This window comes from Streptomyces sp. NPDC034099 (assembly GCF_055575415.1).
In genome coordinates this window covers 427,849-443,927 of record NZ_JBVISR010000005.1, presented here as the reverse complement: position 1 = coordinate 443,927, position 16,079 = coordinate 427,849, and the positions used below count along the sequence as shown (strand labels likewise).

Sequence of the window (16,079 nt, the reverse complement as noted above, 5' to 3'; positions counted from 1 at the left end):
CGATGGCCGTTTCCATCTCTGTGGTGCTCTTGCTGTCCATCCTGGCGGTGCTCTTCCTGCGCAACGGCGGACTGAAGGTCTCGCACGCCCTGGTGTGCCTGCTGCTCGGCTTCTACCTGGCGAGCACGAGCATCGCCCCGACCATCAACAGCGGACTGACCGCGACGGCGGACATCGTGAGCAGCCTCAGACCGTAGGACGGCGGAGAGGCCGCCGCCGAGGCGGACCTCGGCGCGGCGACGGTCAGGCCTCGACCGCCGTGCCGGTCCGCGTCTTCTCGGCGGAGGGCCGGGGGCCGGGCCGGCCGGGCAGGAGCAGGCAGAGCGGGACGGCGAGGGCGGTGAGGGCCACCGACCACCAGAACGCCCGGTCGAACGCGTCGGCCAGGGCGCTCGCTCCGTGGGCGCCGAGGGAGGCGTGCTGCAGGACGACGGCGAGCACGGCGATCCCCGCCGACCCGCCGACCCGCCGACCTGCTGGGCGATGCGGGTGAGGACACCGGCGTCGGGGATCTCCTGGTGCCCCCTGGAGGAGGCGCGCGTCGACACCCCGGACACGGGCAGCCTGCGGGGGGACGTCCTCGCCCTCATGCGGGAGATCGGCACCGCCAACGCCCGGCTCGTCATCCTCATGTACGCGCACCTGGCCGGGTACTACCAGGAGACCGGCACCAACCCGGGCGACCTGCTCGACGAGACGCGCGGGAAGTCCGCGGACGCGCTCGCGGAGGTCTACGGCCGGGCCGTCGCCCGCGGCGAGGCCAGGCCGGAACGGCTCACCGAGCGCGTCAGGTCCCTCCCCTTCGACCTGCTGCGCCAGGAAATCCTCGTGACCCTCGCGCCGGTCCCCGATGACGTCGTCGAAGAGATCGTCGACACGATCTTCCTGCCCCTGGTGCGCTGACGGCCGAGGCGGGGGCTGGGCTAGGCGTCCACGAGCCGGGAGCGGATGAGGAAGCGCACCCCCTCGGGCGCCTCCAGCGAGAAACCGCTGCCCCGGCCCGGGACGACGTCCACGATCAGCCGGGTGTGGCTCCACGCCTCGTACTGACTCCGCGACATCCAGAACTCCACCGGCTCCTCCACGCCGTCCACGGCCAGCTCGCCGAGCAGCACGTCCGAGGCGCCGGTGCGGAACTCGCCGGCCGGGTAGCACATGGGGGCGCTGCCGTCGCAGCACCCGCCGGACTGGTGGAACATCAGCGGGCCGTGCGCCTCGCGGAGCCGCCGCAGCAGTACGGACGCCTCGTCGGTCAGCTCGACGCGCGGGGTCTCCTCGTATGTGTCGCCCATGCCGTGCATGCCACCACGGCGAAGGTTGCGAGTGCGTTGCGCGGCTCCGGTGGCGAGGTTCCGCGGGCTGCCTTCCCGGGGTACCTCCTTTGACATACCTATGTACTCATATCTATTGTTCCCGGGTGACCGACTCCAGCACCCCCCGCCGGGACACCGACCGCCTGGCCTCCGGGCTCGCGGCGTGCCTTCCCGCGCTGCACAGGGCGCTGGACCGACAGGTCACCGCCCGGTACCCGCACCCCAAGCCCCCCGAGGGGCAGCTCGCCCTGCTGCGGTTCGTCGCGCAGCACGAGGGCGCCACGGTGCGCGAGGCCGCCGAGGCCCTGCTGATGAAGCCGAACAATGTCAGCGCCCTGGTCTCCCAGCTCACCGAGCAGGGCGACCTGGAGCGCCGGCAGGACAGCGCCGACAAGCGCGTCGCCCACCTCCACCTCACGGCCACGGCCCGTGAACGGGTGTCCGAGGTGCGGGAACTGGAGACCGCGTTCATCCGCCACGCCCTGGGAGCCCTCACCGAGGGCCAGCAGGGCGCGCTCGGCTCCGCCCTGGGAGCCCTCGAAGCGTTGACGCGGCACCTCCACCCCGGCGTCCGCTGACGCACGTGCCCGCCCTCTCGGCGCGCCGTTCCCTTCCCGCACCACCCCTGAATCCGGAAGAGAAGACTCCGCCATGCCCTCCACGTCCGTGGATCACTCCGCCATGCCCGCGGCCGAGACCGCCCCCGTCCCACGGGCGGCACGCCGCCTGCGGTCCAACCCGTGGCTGACCCTCCTCGCCGTCGCGTTCGGCCTGTTCATGGTCCAGCTCGACGGGTCCGTCGTCGCCATCGCCAACCCCGAGATCGGCAGCGACCTGCACGCGTCCACCGCCCAGCTCCAGTGGGTGACCAACGCCTACCTGCTCGCCCTCGCCGCCACCCTCATCCTGGGCGGCAAGCTCGGCGACCGCTTCGGCCGCCGCACCTACTACCTGGTGGGTGTCGCCGGCTTCACCCTCGCCTCCGTCGCCATCGGCCTGTCCGGTTCGATCGAGGGGGTCGTCGCCTTCCGCGCCCTCCAAGGTGCCTTCGGCGGACTGCTGGTGCCCAACACCCTCGGACTGCTCCGCTCCGTCTTCCCGCCCAGGAAGTTCGGCATGGCCGTCGGTATCTGGGCCATGATCTCCGCCGTCGCCACGGCCCTCGGCCCCATCGTCGGCGGACTCCTCGTGGAGCACGTCGACTGGGAGTCCGTCTTCTACGTCAACGCCCCCATCGGTGTCCTCGCCATCGTCTTCGGCGCCCTCGTCCTCCCGGAGAGCCGCAACGCCGGGGGCCGCGAGCGCTTCGACATACCCGGCCTCGTCCTGCTCGCCCTCGGCCTCCTGGCCGTCGTCTTCGGCGTCGTCAAGGGCGAGACCTGGGGCTGGACCTCCGCCGGCACCCTCGGTGCCATCGCCGCCGGCCTCGTACTCCTGCTCGTGTTCGGCCGGTACGAGACCCGCGTGGAGCACCCGCTGCTGCCGATGCGCCTGTTCCGCAGCCGCGCGCTGACCATCGGCGCGGTCGTCACCGCGCTGAACTTCTTCGTGATGCTCGGCGTGATCTTCTTCGTCATGCTGTATCTGCAGAACGTGCGCGGCTTCACGCCGGTCGAGGCGGGCGTGCGGACGCTCCCGCTCAGCCTCGCCTCGCTGGTCGCCTCGCCCCTGGGCGCGGCCCTGACCCAGCGCTTCGGGCCCCGGCTGACCATGCCGCTGGGCATGCTGCTCCAGGCGGCCTCCTGCTTCGGCATGCTCACCTGGCAGACCGACTCCGCCTACGCCACGATGTGGCCGCCGTTCATCGCGCTCGGCCTCGGCGTCGGCATGGTGATGTCCGCCTCCTCCGACGCCGTCGTGGGCAACGCCCCCGTCCGGGACGGCGGCGTGGCGGGCGGTCTCCAGGCGACGACCCTGCAGATCGGCGGCGCGCTCGGCACCTCCGTGCTGGTCTCCCTGATCAGCGCCCAGGTGCGCGGGACCCTCACCGGTGAGCTGACCGGCGCGGGCGTGCCCCCGGCCGTGGCCAACGGTCTCCAGGAGGCCGAGGACGCGGTGGCGATGGGCGTGGCGCCCGTCTCCGGCGACATGCCGGCCGGGCTGCGGGCCGCCGTGGTGGAGGGCAGCGGGCAGGCGTTCATGAACGGCGTCCACGTGGCCGTGGTCGTCACGGGCGCCCTCTGCGTGCTGGGCGCGGCCCTCGCGGCGGCCGGACTCAGGCCTCCCCGGCCGCGGCGCGCGGAAGCACCGTGACCCGGCGGAAGTTGCACCCGTGGGAGACCGCGAGAGCCGTCGGCCCCGACGGACCCGGGGCGCGGTCGGCCGGCGGCCGGGACTGATGGGCCTTGAGCGCGATGCTCACCAGGCTCAGCAGCAGGTCGACGTCCGCGTCGCAGTCCAGGTGCACGGTCACCCAACGGGAGCCGGGCACCAGGCGGATGGCGGTGGAGCCGCCGAGGTCGTACTGGAAGCGCTGGATGGCCCGGTGGGTGAGGTGGAGGTCCACGTCCCGGTCCGAGTGGAAGTGGACGATCTCGTCGCGGACGGAGCACAGTGCCCGTCCGGTTCCGCAACTGGCCCGGCCCGCCGAGAGGTCGGGCCAGGCTTGCAGCCGCTCAAAGGCGCGCTGGGCCGGAGTCATGGCCCTATCGTCGCCCGATCATCGCTTCGCAACCAGGGGTTGAGCGATTCGTAACCGGCACGTGAGGTCGGCGGGAGCCTGCCGGGGCCCCGCCGACCGTGGTGCCCGACACGAGTCGGGCGTGTGTCAGGACGTCACGCAGCCGATCGAGTCGACCGGGAAGTCATGGCCCGTCGACGTGGCGGTGAAGCCGAAGGTCACGCTCCCGTCCGGTGGTACGACGCGGTTGTGGTCCACGTTCCGGACCGTGACCGTACCGTCGGAACCCTTGGACAGCGATCCGTTCCACACCCCGCCGAGTGTGGTCCCGCTGCCCGGCTTCCACTGCACGGCCCAGCCGTTGAGCGGCTCGGTGCCGTGGTTCATCACCTCGACCGAGCCCTGGAATCCACCGCTCCAGGAGTTCTCCACGGAGTACACGGCCATGCAGGAACCGGTGTGTGTGGGCGGCGGTGTGGTCGGGTCCGTCGGGGTCGGCGTCGGGTCCGGGGTGCTGCCGGAACCGCGGATGCCGGTGACCTCTCCGTTGCCGCCGTCGAAGACGACGTCCGAGCAGGAGAAGAAGTTCTCCTGGCTGTCCGAACGCACCCACTGCATGAAGATCAGCGCGTCACCCGAGCGGCCCGAGGGCAGCGCGAGATCCCAGTAGTAGTGGCCCCCGTCGGTGCCCGGCGAGCCCTGCTGGGACGGGTTGGTCACCGTCTGGATCAGCTCCAGGTCGTCCCAGCCCAGCTCGGAGGTGGGCGACCAGCCCGGCTTGGTCAGGTACACCCGGAAGTCACCCGGGTGGGCGGCCCAGTTGCTGTACTGCACCGGGATCGTCGCACCCGACGTCAGATGCGTGCGGGGCCAGTCCGAGCGGGCGGCGTTGTAGGCGGAGAAGTCGTACGGGGAACGGTCACCGGCGCTGCACAGGGTGCCGTCCGGCACGTAACCGGCGCCGCGGCCGCCCGCGTTGGAGTCCAGCACGGCGAACCAGTTGTACAGGGCCGTCGCGCCGCTCTGGTCGAGCGCGGCCCGACACGCCGGGTTGGTCGGGTCGAGGGCGCCGGTGCCGGTCTTGGCGTCCAGCTGGCACAGGTAGGTGCGGGAGCCGGGCATCATCGCCACGCCGTGCGCCTCGGCCCGCCCCTGCCCGAGCAGGAGGGTCACGCCGAGCGAGCCGAGCAGGGTGGCCAGTACCGCCGCCAGGGATAGGAATCTGGTGCGTCGAACCATAGGGGTCTCCTGGTTCCGGTCCGTAGGTGAGCTGTGAGTCGTGAGCTGATGAATGATCCGTTCATGACAAGATCGGGGATGGAACCCCCGCCCGTCCGGGGCGGGCGCTTCGACCGGACGGGCGGGGAGGCGGTGGGGGTGTTACGTCGTGGTGCAGGCGGTGTCGTTCAGCCGGAAACCGGCCGGCTCGGCGAACGCGCCGCCGTAGGTGCCCTGGAAGCCGAACGACAGGCTGCCGCCGGGTGCGATCCGGGCGTTGTGGCTCGCGCCGGTCGCCGTGACGGCGCCCGTGGACGGCGTCACGGAGGCGTTCCAGGCGTTGGTGATCCGCTGGCCGGAGGGCAGGGTGAAGGCCAGCCGCCAGCCGTCGACGGGAGCCGTACCGGTGTTGGTGACGGTGACGTCCGCGGTGAAGCCGTCCTGCCAGACGCTGGTGCCGTACGACACCGCGCACGCCGACGCGTCACCCGGGTCGCCGGGACCGGGGTCCGGGCCGCCCGGGGTGCCGCCGGTCTCGACGGTGGAGGAGAAGGAGTTCACGGCCAGTCCGGCGCCGTTCTGCCAGGGCTCGAACCCGGCCTGAACACTCGTCAGGTACCAGTCGTCCTCGGCGAGCCCGCGCGCGACGGTCGCCCGGACGAAGTCCATGACGTCGAAGCTCCAGCCGGTGATCGCCGACGGTGCCACGAACGACAGCACGTCGTTGGAGCCGTTGCCGCCGCTCCAGACCTCCCAGCTCCGTCCGCCGACGGTGGCCGTGCCCACCGGTGAGCCGATGGGCTGGATCGGACCCACCCTGTTGAACCAGATCATGATCTCGGTCCGGTTGACCCCGTCGGTGCGGGCCGTCGGGTCCAGCCAGATGTCGTACGAGGCGTTGTAGACGGCGCCGTCGACGAATCCGTACGAGATGCTGGACGGCGCCCGGGAGACGGTGTCGAGCCGGGCGGGGAGGTTGGTGCCCGGCGAACAGGTCGTGTAATGGCAGCCGTTGAAGACCGACGGGTACGACTTCGGTGCCCCGTTGGTCGGCACCGAGCCGTCGGCCCGCGTGACCCGGAAGCCGGTGTCGGTGGCGGTGACGCACTGGGTGGCGCTGGAACCCCAGCGGTTGTTCTGGACGACGTACCGTCCCTGGATCGTCGTCGTCCCGAACGGTTCGCACAGGGTGGTGTCCGCCTGGGCCGGCGCCGCGGCGGTCACGAGTGACGCGACGAGGGTGAAGATCGACAAGGCCGCGCCCAGGGCGCCTAAGAGGCCGCGAGGGGTGCGGGCTTGGGGCCGTAGCGTTCGCATGGGGGCCTCTCCGGGAGGGGTGGGGGGAAGGAGGGGCCGGTGCGGGAGCGCTCCCAACTCCCCACTGATGGGAGCGCTCCCACTTACCGGTTGATGGGACTGTAGAAGCGGTTCATGTTCCTGACAAGACTGTGCGCGCCAGAGTTGTCGAATGAATCTCGAAGCCGCAGGTGGGACGGGCCCCGCCGGGAGCGCTCCCGACGGCCACCTCGCTCAGGCGGAGTCCCGGAGCACCAGTTCCGTACGGAGGATGACGTGTCGCCAGGCGGCGGCGGAGTCGTCCATCTCCTCCCGCAGCAGCCGCACCATCGTCCGGCCGATCTCCTCCAGCGGCTGTCGGACCGTCGTCAGCGGCGGGTCCGTGGGACGGGCCGGGTGGAAGTCGTCGAAGCCGATCACGGCGACGTCCCGCGGCACCCGCCGGCCCGCGGCGCGCAGCGCGTTGAGCGCCCCGGCGGCCAGCGTGTCCGAGGCGGCGAAGACCGCGTCCAGGTCAGGGTGCCGGGCGAGCAGCTCGGTCATCGCCCGCTGCCCGCTCTCCTCGGTGAAGTCGCCCCCCTCGACGACCAGCGACGCCCCGGCCGCCGCGCCCGCCAGCTCCAGGGCCTCCCGGTACCCGCGCAGGCGGCACTGGGCGACGTACATGTCGAGCGGTCCGCTGATCGCCCCGATCGTGCGGCGCCCGGTGTCCAGCAGATGCGTGACCGCGCCGCGCGCTCCGCCCGTGTTGTCGGCGTCGACGTAGGTGACGCTCTCCTCGCCGGAACGCCGCCCCAGCATGACGGTGGGCAGGCCCGCCTTGGCGAGCATGTCCGGCAGCGGGTCCTCGGCGTGCACGGACATCAGCAGCACCCCGTCGACCCGGCCACCGCGCGCGTACTCCACGAAGCGCCGCCGCTCGGTGTCCGTGCGGACCAGGGTGAGCAGCAGCTGCAACGAGGTGTCGGTGAGGGCGTCGCCGACGGCGTGGACGATCTCGGTGAAGAACGGCTCTCCGAACAGCCGCCAGTCCGGCTCCGTCATCACCAGCGCGACGGCGTCGGCACGGTGTCCCGCGAGGGAACGGGCCGCCAGATTCGGCACGTACCCCAGCTCGGCGATGGCCCGCTGCACGGCCCGGCGCGTCGAGTCCCGCACACCGGTGGCGTTGTTGATCACCCTCGAGACGGTGCCGCGGCCCACGCCTGCGAGGGCGGCCACCTCCTCCAGCGTCGGCGTACCGGGACGCTGCCTGCCCATGTCGGCCCGCCTTCCCCCACGAGATCATCCCGAATACTACGGCGAGCCGTCCGGGCTCGACGGGCCGATCGCGAGGGAGCGGCCGGCCGAGCGGTCCGTCCCCCGGCGATCGCGGGAACGGCGAGGCCGCCGGGACGTGAAGTCGCGGGACTCGCGCCCCACGCGGCTGCGCACAGGGCGCGGTCGGCCTCTTCCGCGTAGACGGGCGGTGAGCAGCTCACCGGCGGGGCCGAGAGGGTGCCGACCAGGTCGAGGTCGGGGGGCGATGCGCACCGCACCGCCGTCGATGTCGACGAGGTCGAGGCCGCGGGCGGGGGCGGCGTCCGCAGGGAGCCTGCGACCTAGCCGTCGGCACCGTTGGCCACGGGGTGACGCAGGGCGGACCGCCAGGCCGGGTCGGGCCATACCCGGGTGAGCACGGCGAGGGGCACGGGCAGCGGCCGCACCGTCCACCGCCCCAGGAGACCGAGCGCGCAGGACGGGCCGCGGGAAGGACTCTCGGTGGAAGGTCCTCGCTCCCGTCAGTCGTCCAGGCGGACCGGCATCAGCAGCGAGAACGTGTCCTCGTCGTCCGTCCGTCGGATCGCCAGCGGTGCCGTCGGGGCGGCGCCGAACTCCAGCACGAGCCGGTCCCGGCCCGCGGCGGCGAGCGCGTCCAGCAGGAACCCGCGGTCGACGCCGACCCTGTCCGCGCTCCCGTCGACGTCCCCGTCGCCGTCCCCGCAGACGATCACAGTGCCGTCGTCGCCCGTCGCCAGCACACTGACGTCTCTCGCGGACCGGCCGGGTTCGCGCTCCTCGGCAGGCCGGACGGGACCGGACTCCAACGCCCTCCGGAACGCGGGCACGTCGACGACGACTCGCCGCCCGGGCGGCAGCTGGACGAGACGGCGGTAGTCGGGGAAGTCGTGGGCCAGGCGCTGTCCCGAAGCCTGGCGCTCGCCTGCCTCCAGCGTCACGCGGTCACCCTCCACGGCGAAGCGGGCGGGGTCGTCGTCGGCCAGCAGCGCGCGCATCGCGTCGACGAGCGGCGCGGGCACGACGACGTGTTCGCGCGAGCCCTCGTGCCCGACGGCATCCATGCGGGCGACGGCCATCCGGTACCGGTCGGTCGCCACGACCTGGAGCCCATCGCCCTCGACGTCGAACAGCACCCCGCCGAGCATCGGAAGCTCCGGGTCCTTGCCGGCGGCGAACCGGACCGCGTCGAGCGCGGCCGCCAGGGCGGAGGCGGGCAGGGACAGGTGGACGGTGCCGGTCCGCGGTGAGGCGGTCATGGGGTTCTCCCGGTGATCGAGTAGGGCTCGGAGCGTGGAGAACTCGCCGCGGGCCTCGTCCAGCCCCAGTTCGAGACGGCGCAAGTGCGCCCGGAGAAGCCTCCGCACCAGGCCCGTGTCCGCTCCGGACCAGCCGGCCAGTACCAGCCGGATGTCCGCCAACGGCATGCCGGCCCGCCGCAGCCGGACCAGCAGCCTGGCCTCGTCGAGCTGCTCGGGGGCGTACCAGCGGTAGCCACTGGCCGGATCGACCCAGGCGGGGACCAGCACACCGGCCCGGTCGTAGAACCGCAGGGCGCTCACGCCCAGTCCGCTGTCGCGGGCCATCTCCCCGATGCTGCGCATCTCGCTCTCCACGTCCCGCACTCTGATCCCTCGACCAGGTCGAGGGTCAACCACGGGACGATTCCCGAGGTAGCCGACCGGCCGGCCGTCCGGCACGGCCCGTCCGTCTGCCATTCTTGCGCCGTGCAGAAGCCCAGCGCCGTCACCCCGGACGCCCCCACACCGATACGGCTGCCGCTGCTCACCCAGGAGTGGCTCGACCTCGCCTTCATCCACTGGGCCGTCGAGCCCGGCGCCGTGGCGGGGCTGATGCCGCGCGGCACCGTCCCCGACACGCACGACGGGCTCACGTACGTCGGGCTCGTCGCGTTCCGCATGCACCGGGTCGGCTGGTTCCGGCTGCCCGGGGTCCCCTACTTCGGCTCGTTCCCGGAGACCAACGTGCGTCTGTACAGCGTGGACGCCCACGGGCGGCGCGGCGTGGTCTTCCGGTCGATGGACGCCTCGCGGCTGGTGCCGGTGCTGATGGGGCGGGTGGGTTTCCGGCTGCCCTACCTGTGGTCCCGCATGACCGTCCGCTCCGTGGGCGACACCGTCACCTACACCAGCTCACGCCGCTGGCCGGGACCGCGCGGCGCCCACAGCCGCATCACCCTGCGGACCGCCGAGCGCATCCAGGAGCCCACGCCCCTGGAGCACTTCCTCACCGCCCGCTGGGGCATGCACAACATGTTCTTCGGCGGTGCGGCGTATCTGCCCAACCACCACCCCCGCTGGCCCCTGCACCGGGCCCGGCTCCTCTCCTGCGACGAGGACCTGGTCGCGAGTGCCGGGGTACCCGCCCCGACAGCCGACCCGGTCAGCGTCCTCTACTCACCCGGGGTCCGGGTCCGCCTCGGCCGCCCCGCCGGGCCGGTCACCGCCGTACCCGTGCCAGCACCATAACAAGACGAACCGTCTCGCCTCAATCCTGTGTGATCCGAGGTCCGCGGCCCGCGGTGCGCGATCTCGATGCACGGCTGGGTGGCCGGGGCACGGACCGGGAGGCGGACCGCCTCATGGGGTTGTGAGCCGCTCCGCCCCCGGTGCCGACGCTCGCCGTGTCGCAGACGATCCAGATGCGCCACAGGCGTTCAAGCCGGACCGGCTCCCATGCCGGGCTTCAACCGAGTTGCTCGGCCAGTCCGACGATGACGCCCTCGGGGCCGCGGATGTAGCAGAGCCGGTAGCTGTCCTCGTACTGTGCCAACTCGCCGACGAGTTCGGCGCCGTGCCCGCGCAGGCGGGCAACGGTGTCCTCGATGTCGTCGACGGCGAACATGACGCGATGCGTACCCAGGACGTTGTGCGGCTGATTGCGCGGCCCGGCGCTGATCGCCGCCGGGCTGCGGTACTTCGCCAGTTCGAGTCGGCTGTGACCGTCCGGGGTCCGGAGCATCGCGATGTCACAGCGCACGCCCTCGAGTCCGGTGCACTGGTCGGCGACGAGACCCCCCACTTCCGCCCGGCCCTCCAACTCCATACCGAGTTCCACGAAGAACGCGACGGCGGCATCCATGTCCTCGACCACGATGCCGACGTTGTCCATCCGCTGAATCGCCATGTTGGCTTCTCCTTCTCTCTCATGCCGCTGTGGGCGCTGGTACCTCTGGGACGTAGCCGGTTGCGCCTTCTCGACATCCTCGGTCGCGATCGGTCCGTCGATCGGGGTGCGGAGCCGCCGGCCCGGTCCGCGGCCGCCTTTCGAAGTTCACCCGTCTCCCTATGGAAGACGAATGGGGGACCCCTCACCACACCAGTGGATCCTTACTTTCCTAGGCCAGGCATGCTCATTGAGGTCAAATCCAAGGTGAACGCAGGGAGGCGCGGCGACTGATGGTGTGTCTGATGTTTCCCTCCCGGTGACCATTGACGGCCCGGCCGGTGCGGTGTTTAAGTGACGCATCTCAATCGGAGACAGTGTCCTCTTATAGGAGACAGTGCAGTGGTCACTCAGATCCTCACCTCGTCGCTCAAGACGCTGGAGGTCCTCGCCGCCCTGGCCGACGAGCCGCAGGGTGTGGGCGTCTCCGAGCTCGCCCGTCGTACCGGCGGCAACCGGGGCTATGTGCACCGGCAGTTGGTGACACTGTGCGCCGGGGGCTGGGCCGAGCAGGCGGAGGACGGGACCTACCGGCTCAGTCTCCGCGTCTCCAGGCTCTCCGACGCCGCGTTCGCCCAGGCCGGGCTCGGCCACCGGGCCACCGCGGCGATGGAGGAACTGGCCGCCCTGGTCGACGAGACGGTGTCCCTGGCCGTCCTCGACGGCGACTCCGCCCGGATAGTGCAGCGGGTCGAAGTGGACCGGCTGCTGCGCGTCGACTCCCGGATCGAGGCGCGGATGCCGATCTCCGACACGGCCTCCGGCCGGGTGCTCACCGCATGGGCGCTGCCGCACGATCTGGCAGCGCTGCGGGACGCGGGCGTCCCCACCGCCCGTGACGAGGAGCTGGAGCACATTCGGCACCTCGGTTACGCGATCTCGCTGCCGAACCGGCTGGAACCGACGATCGCCGTGGCGGCCCCGGTCTTCGACGCCAGGCGCCGGGTGATGGCCGCCCTGTCCGTGGTCGGCCCGATGGTCCGCTTCGACGCCGAGGCCGCGGCGGGCGACGCCATGGCCTGCGCGGCCCGCGTCACCAAGATCGTCTCCGGGAGCAGGTGACCGCCACCGTCCGACTCCCCGCCACCGGGCCCTGACCCGGACTCCGCCTCCACCCGCAAGGTGCCGGCCCTCGTCAGCCCGGACACGGTCCCCACGCGGCATCCTGGCGCCGCCGCCCCTGACCGGGGCGTGCCCCGCCACCCCTGACCGGGGCGTGCCCCGCCACCCCGACGCACCACCTCGCGACCGGCCCGCACCCCCTGTCGGCGTCACCCCGTTCACACCCTCCGCATGCCTGGCCGCGGGCTGTCCTCTGCCCTGCTGCCCGCCCGCACCCGCCTTGCCGCTCCACACGCGCCGGATCGCCGGCTCCGTCGGCGACGGCCGCCGCTCGACCGTGGCGGCACCCCACCGCGTGACCTGTACGAAAGGAACCATCCGTGGCACCACAGCCCAGCCCGGCCGGGCCCACCGGCCGGCCGGCCGCCGAGCTCATGACCCCGACCGCCCTCTCCTCCCTGCAGGCCGGGCGCCTGTCGTCGGCCCGTTCCCTGGTCAACCGGATGCTTCGCGAGGACTGGCGCGTCGAGCGGCGCTCGCTGACCGTCGAGGCGGACGGCAGCGGCGAGGCCGTCTACCGCATCCACACGGCGGACCGGGTGATGGACTTCGTCGCCTTCGCCTTCCCGCCCTCGTCCCAGGAGCGCACGCTGCGCATCTTCGACCTGGGCTGGGACATGATGGGCGCCCTCCTCGACGGGCCCGCCACGACCGAGGACATCGAGCACACCCGCAACGAGATGCCTCGCCTCTACCACGGCCGGGCCACGGCGCACACACTCACCTGGTGCCGCGCCAACCGTTCGCTGCGCGTCTTCGAGCACGTCGTGGAGGCGCTGGCCGCGGGACGGCAACCCGACACCGTCGCGCTCGCCCGTGTCGGCTACCTCATGCGCAACATCGGTCTCGACGGAAACGGCACTTTCGGCACCCGGACGTTCGTGGCGTACGGCGAGGACCACCCGCTGTCGGTGCCGTACCACGCGCAGTTGCTGTCCGCCTACATGATGCGGGAGCTGAGCGCGGACCTGGTCGAGGCACTGGCCGCCCGCCGTTCGGACACCGCGGTGGCCCTCGATCCGCAGGTCCGCCGTTTCCTCGGGGTCGGCAACAGCTCCGCGCTCGGACTGGTCCTCTGGGTCGGCAACCACCCGGTGCTGGTGGACCGCTGGATCTCGCTGCGCGAGCAGGCCCTGTGCCATGCCCGCGGCCTCGGGGCGGCGCCCGGCAGCGCCGTCAGTGACACCCTGGTCGCCCTGCTGGAGCGGGCCGCGCTGTACCACAGCGAAGACGTCAACGAGTACACCTGTTTCACCCCCGCCGAGCGGATCGTCGCCGACCTGCGCCGCGTACTCGCCGCGATCCCCCAACGTGCCGCGACGGCCGCGGCGGACGGCCGGGTGCCGACGGTGGCCGAACTGGTCGACGGCGTCGAGGGCGTCTGCGACGAGGCCGCCGAGGTGGTCAACTCGGTGCTCACCGAACTCGACCCCGAGGAGTCGGACCGGCTCGCGGCGGGACTCACGGTTGACGAAACGTTTCGCCGGGACGGTTCGACGGCCGTCGGAGAGCTTCGCGCGCTGCTCGCCGAACGGTACGCCTGGGCCCTCGCCGTCGACCGGACCGCACCCGGCGCGGTCGCCAACACCTGGTACAAGTCCCGCTCCGCCGAGGAGCCCAGGTGCGGCGCCACCTCCGAACTGCCCGAGGGCACCGTCGACCTCACCGTGGACGTGCCCGGCATGGTCCAGCACCTCGACGGCGTACTCGCCGCCGAGGACCCGGCGCTGCCCGTCGGACGCCTCCTCGCACGCCGTCCCGAGCTGCGGGGAGCCGTCGAACGCCTCCAGTCCCTCGCCGGCCACGCGTACGCCGTCCCGCACGCCAACATCCGCGACGCCGCCTTCGTGCCCGCGCGGATCATCCGCCTGGCGAACGCGGCCCTCTACGGACTGGAACGCACCAAGGACTACCTGGGCCGCGACCTGCGTGGCGTGATCTTCCAGGGCGCGCCCACCGCGGCCGACCTGGGCGCCGGCGCCGCGGGCCCGTGGTTCTGGCCGGCCGTACCGCGCCCCGCCGACACCCTCGTCCTCGAAGCCCCCGTACCCGCCCCCTCGAACGGAGCCGCCCGATGACCTCCGCCACGCTCACCAGCGCCCCCGGGAGCGACGGCACCGCCGACCGCCTGGGCCGCACCTGGCAGAACGCCTCCGACGCCGAGACGCTCCGGCTGTCACTGCGCGAACTGCGGCTGATCAGCGAGCGGCTGCTCCAGGCCCAGGGCCTCGCCCTCGGCGCCGTACCCGCCGTGCGGGACCTGGTGCTGCACGCCCAGGCGGCCGGGCTGCCCGCCCTCCAGTTCCTCTCCGAGGGGCTCAGCGCTGCCGACCGCGCCGACTCCGGCCGGGTGGAGATCGCCGCCGAAGCGCCGGGCGCGCTCGTGGTCGACTGTCTCGGCCAGAGCGCCCTCGTCGTCGCCCCCGCGTTGCTCGACCTGCTCCAGGCCGAACCCGGGGAACGGGTCACCCTGTGGGCCGGGCGCGTCGAGCACGCCGGCCTCGCCGCCGTACTGGAGCACCAGGGCACCGACCGCGGTGTGGTCCTCACGATGAAGCCCGCCCCCTCGGCCGACGCACCGGCCACCGGTCTGCCCCCGGTGCCCGACCGCCTGGCCGGGGACGGCGTACTCCTCGCCATGGAACGCCGGGTGCCCGAACTGCCCGACGACCCCGAGCTGCTGCGCCTCCTGCCGCTCGTCGGCTCGCTGCCCGCCGCCCGCGCGGCACGCACCGGGGTGGAGACCTCCGCGGCCCTGTGGTGGTCGCTGTTCGAGGACTCCGCACGCGCGCTGTCCACCGAGTCGGTGACCTCCCTCAAGCACGCCGGCGCGACCGCCGTCGACGAGAACGGCGTGATCGAACCCGACCTCACCGACGACGTGGACTTCGCCGGCGGCACGGCCAAGAAGGAGCAGGAGCAGCGATGAACATCGACGGACTCGAGTGCGGCATCTTCAACCGGACGGTCTTCGAGGAACTGCGCGCCGGGGGCGTGGACTGCGTGACGAACACCATCGCGTTCTGGGAGAACGCGGCGGAGACCATGCAGGCCCTCGCCGACTGGTACGGCATGGAACGCGACAACGCCGACCTCGTACGGATCGCGTACTCCACGGCGGACATCGAGGCGGCGGCCGCCGAAGGCCGGACCGCCGTCCTCATGGGGACCCAGAACGCGTCCCCGATCGAGGACCGGCTCGACTACATCGAGCTGTTCGCCCGCATGGGACTGCGGGTCATGCAGCTCACCTACAACATCCAGAACACCCTGGGCGCGAGCTGCTACGAGACCACCGACGCGGGCCTGACCCGCTTCGGCCGCAACGCCGTCGAGGAGATGAACCGCTGCGGCATCGTCGTCGACTGCTCGCACGTGGGCGACCGGACCTCCTACGACGCCATCCACGCCTCGGCCGTTCCGGTGGCGATCAACCACGCCAATCCGCGCGAGTTCTTCGACCACGCCCGCAACAAACGGCCCGAGGTCATCGACGCGCTCGCCGAGCGCGGTGGGGTGCTCGGCCTGACGATGTACCCGAACATCGCCGGCGAGTGGTGCGAGACCGTCGAGAGCTGGTGCGAGCTCGTCGCCCGCACCGTGGAGCGGATCGGCGTCGACCACGTCGGCGTCGGTTCCGACCTCGGGCGCTTCCTCACCGAGGAGCACATGGTGGAGATGCGCAAGGGGCACTGGACGCGCGGCCCCGAGTACGGGGCGGGCAAGCCCGGGCAGTCGCCGGTCGTGCCGGACCCGGAGTGGTTCGAGACGGCGGCCCAGTTCGGCAACATCCCCGCCGGGCTGGCCAAGGCCGGCTTCTCCGAGGCCGAGATCGAGAAGCTGTGCGGCGGCAACTGGCTGCGCCTGTACCGGCAGACCATCGACGTGGATCTGCAGGGCGGCCGGACGGCCGTACCCGTGGCCGCGTAGGCGCGCGCGGGCCCGGCGGGGGAGACCCCCCGGGCCCGCGGACCGGCCGCTCCGGTACCGCACCCGCCGCCCGCCGTACGCACCCGGCGCCTGCCCGGCCCCGGACGCCACCAGGA

17 protein-coding genes are annotated in these 16,079 nt (G+C 72.4%); 9 read left to right on the top strand and 8 right to left on the bottom strand.

What is annotated here, in order from left to right:
* The first annotated feature begins 2 nt into the window (after positions 1-2).
* Positions 3-197, top strand: coding sequence for a hypothetical protein (locus ACZ56V_RS17845; RefSeq protein ID WP_030181846.1), 195 nt, complete (start codon positions 3-5; stop codon positions 195-197).
* A gap of 46 nt (positions 198-243) precedes the next feature.
* Here ACZ56V_RS17845 and ACZ56V_RS17840 read toward each other — a convergent pair whose 3' ends face one another.
* Positions 244-441 (bottom strand): hypothetical protein, encoded by a 198-nt coding sequence (locus tag ACZ56V_RS17840; protein WP_398911990.1) that lies wholly within the window; start codon positions 439-441, stop codon positions 244-246.
* Between ACZ56V_RS17840 and ACZ56V_RS17835 the strand changes: the two genes are divergently transcribed.
* On the top strand, positions 418-903 hold the full coding sequence (locus tag ACZ56V_RS17835) for a TetR-like C-terminal domain-containing protein (protein WP_398911989.1): 486 nt from the start codon (positions 418-420) through the stop codon (positions 901-903). The two genes, ACZ56V_RS17840 and ACZ56V_RS17835, sit on opposite strands and share 24 nt — an antisense overlap.
* 20 nt (positions 904-923) lie before the next feature.
* Here the strand turns inward: ACZ56V_RS17835 and ACZ56V_RS17830 are convergent, their stop codons facing one another.
* Positions 924-1,292, bottom strand: coding sequence for a DUF779 domain-containing protein (locus ACZ56V_RS17830; RefSeq protein ID WP_398911988.1), 369 nt, complete (start codon positions 1,290-1,292; stop codon positions 924-926).
* 125 nt (positions 1,293-1,417) lie between these two features.
* On the opposite strand from ACZ56V_RS17830, the gene ACZ56V_RS17825 reads away from it, so the two are divergent.
* The gene (locus tag ACZ56V_RS17825; RefSeq protein ID WP_467381408.1) at positions 1,418-1,891 is read left to right on the top strand and encodes a MarR family winged helix-turn-helix transcriptional regulator; all 474 of its coding nucleotides are present in this window, start codon (positions 1,418-1,420) and stop codon (positions 1,889-1,891) included.
* A gap of 73 nt (positions 1,892-1,964) precedes the next feature.
* Positions 1,965-3,566: an MFS transporter gene (locus ACZ56V_RS17820; RefSeq protein WP_398911986.1), complete on the top strand. Its 1,602-nt coding sequence runs from the start codon at positions 1,965-1,967 to the stop codon at positions 3,564-3,566.
* On the opposite strand, the gene ACZ56V_RS17815 is transcribed toward ACZ56V_RS17820, so the two are convergent.
* The 5 genes from ACZ56V_RS17815 to ACZ56V_RS17795 form a co-directional block, all read right to left on the bottom strand.
* Complete coding sequence (locus tag ACZ56V_RS17815) at positions 3,529-3,954, bottom strand: luciferase domain-containing protein (RefSeq protein ID WP_467381404.1); 426 nt, start codon at positions 3,952-3,954, stop codon at positions 3,529-3,531. The two genes, ACZ56V_RS17820 and ACZ56V_RS17815, sit on opposite strands and share 38 nt — an antisense overlap.
* A 126-nt stretch (positions 3,955-4,080) precedes the next feature.
* Complete coding sequence (locus ACZ56V_RS17810; protein ID WP_468943257.1) at positions 4,081-5,172, bottom strand: lytic polysaccharide monooxygenase; 1,092 nt, start codon at positions 5,170-5,172, stop codon at positions 4,081-4,083.
* A 141-nt stretch (positions 5,173-5,313) separates the two neighbouring features.
* Positions 5,314-6,468 carry a glycoside hydrolase family 12 protein gene (locus tag ACZ56V_RS17805; RefSeq protein ID WP_468943255.1) on the bottom strand — a complete coding sequence of 385 codons (1,155 nt, stop codon included), beginning with the start codon at positions 6,466-6,468 and terminating at the stop codon, positions 5,314-5,316.
* A gap of 213 nt (positions 6,469-6,681) precedes the next feature.
* Entirely contained in the window at positions 6,682-7,707 is a 1,026-nt protein-coding gene (locus ACZ56V_RS17800; protein ID WP_398911982.1) for a LacI family DNA-binding transcriptional regulator, read from the bottom strand.
* 521 nt (positions 7,708-8,228) lie between these two features.
* Complete coding sequence (locus ACZ56V_RS17795) at positions 8,229-9,329, bottom strand: DNA polymerase III subunit beta family protein (protein WP_467381399.1); 1,101 nt, start codon at positions 9,327-9,329, stop codon at positions 8,229-8,231.
* Between the two features lie 123 nt (positions 9,330-9,452).
* On the opposite strand from ACZ56V_RS17795, the gene ACZ56V_RS17790 reads away from it, so the two are divergent.
* Entirely contained in the window at positions 9,453-10,214 is a 762-nt protein-coding gene (locus ACZ56V_RS17790; RefSeq protein ID WP_467381397.1) for a YqjF family protein, read from the top strand.
* A 217-nt stretch (positions 10,215-10,431) separates the two neighbouring features.
* Here ACZ56V_RS17790 and ACZ56V_RS17785 read toward each other — a convergent pair whose 3' ends face one another.
* Complete coding sequence (locus tag ACZ56V_RS17785) at positions 10,432-10,872, bottom strand: VOC family protein (RefSeq protein WP_398911979.1); 441 nt, start codon at positions 10,870-10,872, stop codon at positions 10,432-10,434.
* A gap of 381 nt (positions 10,873-11,253) precedes the next feature.
* Here ACZ56V_RS17785 and ACZ56V_RS17780 point away from each other — a divergent pair, with 381 nt between their 5' ends.
* From ACZ56V_RS17780 to ACZ56V_RS17765, 4 genes are all read left to right on the top strand, one after another.
* Positions 11,254-11,973, top strand: coding sequence for an IclR family transcriptional regulator (locus tag ACZ56V_RS17780; RefSeq protein ID WP_468943250.1), 720 nt, complete (start codon positions 11,254-11,256; stop codon positions 11,971-11,973).
* Positions 11,974-12,353: 380 nt separating this feature from the next.
* Positions 12,354-14,111 (top strand): hypothetical protein, encoded by a 1,758-nt coding sequence (locus tag ACZ56V_RS17775; protein WP_467381394.1) that lies wholly within the window; start codon positions 12,354-12,356, stop codon positions 14,109-14,111.
* A complete protein-coding gene (locus ACZ56V_RS17770) occupies positions 14,108-14,962 on the top strand; it encodes a hypothetical protein (protein WP_468943247.1) in 855 nt (284 codons plus the stop codon). Before ACZ56V_RS17775 ends, ACZ56V_RS17770 begins: the two co-directional genes overlap by 4 nt.
* A complete protein-coding gene (locus tag ACZ56V_RS17765) occupies positions 14,959-15,963 on the top strand; it encodes a membrane dipeptidase (protein WP_468943245.1) in 1,005 nt (334 codons plus the stop codon). The genes ACZ56V_RS17770 and ACZ56V_RS17765 overlap by 4 nt, the downstream gene beginning before the upstream one ends.
* The last annotated feature ends 116 nt before the right edge of the window (positions 15,964-16,079 follow it).

Excerpts from the sequence above, each read along its gene's own strand:
- ACZ56V_RS17845 (WP_030181846.1), top strand. The coding sequence starts at position 3 with ATGGCCGTTTCCATCTCTGTGGTGCTCTTGCTGTCCATCCTGGCGGTG.
- ACZ56V_RS17830 (WP_398911988.1), bottom strand. The coding sequence starts at position 1,292 with ATGGGCGACACATACGAGGAGACCCCGCGCGTCGAGCTGACCGACGAG.
- ACZ56V_RS17820 (WP_398911986.1), top strand. The coding sequence starts at position 1,965 with ATGCCCTCCACGTCCGTGGATCACTCCGCCATGCCCGCGGCCGAGACC.
- ACZ56V_RS17815 (WP_467381404.1), bottom strand. The coding sequence starts at position 3,954 with ATGACTCCGGCCCAGCGCGCCTTTGAGCGGCTGCAAGCCTGGCCCGAC.
- ACZ56V_RS17810 (WP_468943257.1), bottom strand. The coding sequence starts at position 5,172 with ATGGTTCGACGCACCAGATTCCTATCCCTGGCGGCGGTACTGGCCACC.
- ACZ56V_RS17805 (WP_468943255.1), bottom strand. The coding sequence starts at position 6,468 with ATGCGAACGCTACGGCCCCAAGCCCGCACCCCTCGCGGCCTCTTAGGC.
- ACZ56V_RS17800 (WP_398911982.1), bottom strand. The coding sequence starts at position 7,707 with ATGGGCAGGCAGCGTCCCGGTACGCCGACGCTGGAGGAGGTGGCCGCC.
- ACZ56V_RS17795 (WP_467381399.1), bottom strand. The coding sequence starts at position 9,329 with ATGCGCAGCATCGGGGAGATGGCCCGCGACAGCGGACTGGGCGTGAGC.
- ACZ56V_RS17785 (WP_398911979.1), bottom strand. The coding sequence starts at position 10,872 with ATGGCGATTCAGCGGATGGACAACGTCGGCATCGTGGTCGAGGACATG.
- ACZ56V_RS17770 (WP_468943247.1), top strand. The coding sequence starts at position 14,108 with ATGACCTCCGCCACGCTCACCAGCGCCCCCGGGAGCGACGGCACCGCC.
- ACZ56V_RS17765 (WP_468943245.1), top strand. The coding sequence starts at position 14,959 with ATGAACATCGACGGACTCGAGTGCGGCATCTTCAACCGGACGGTCTTC.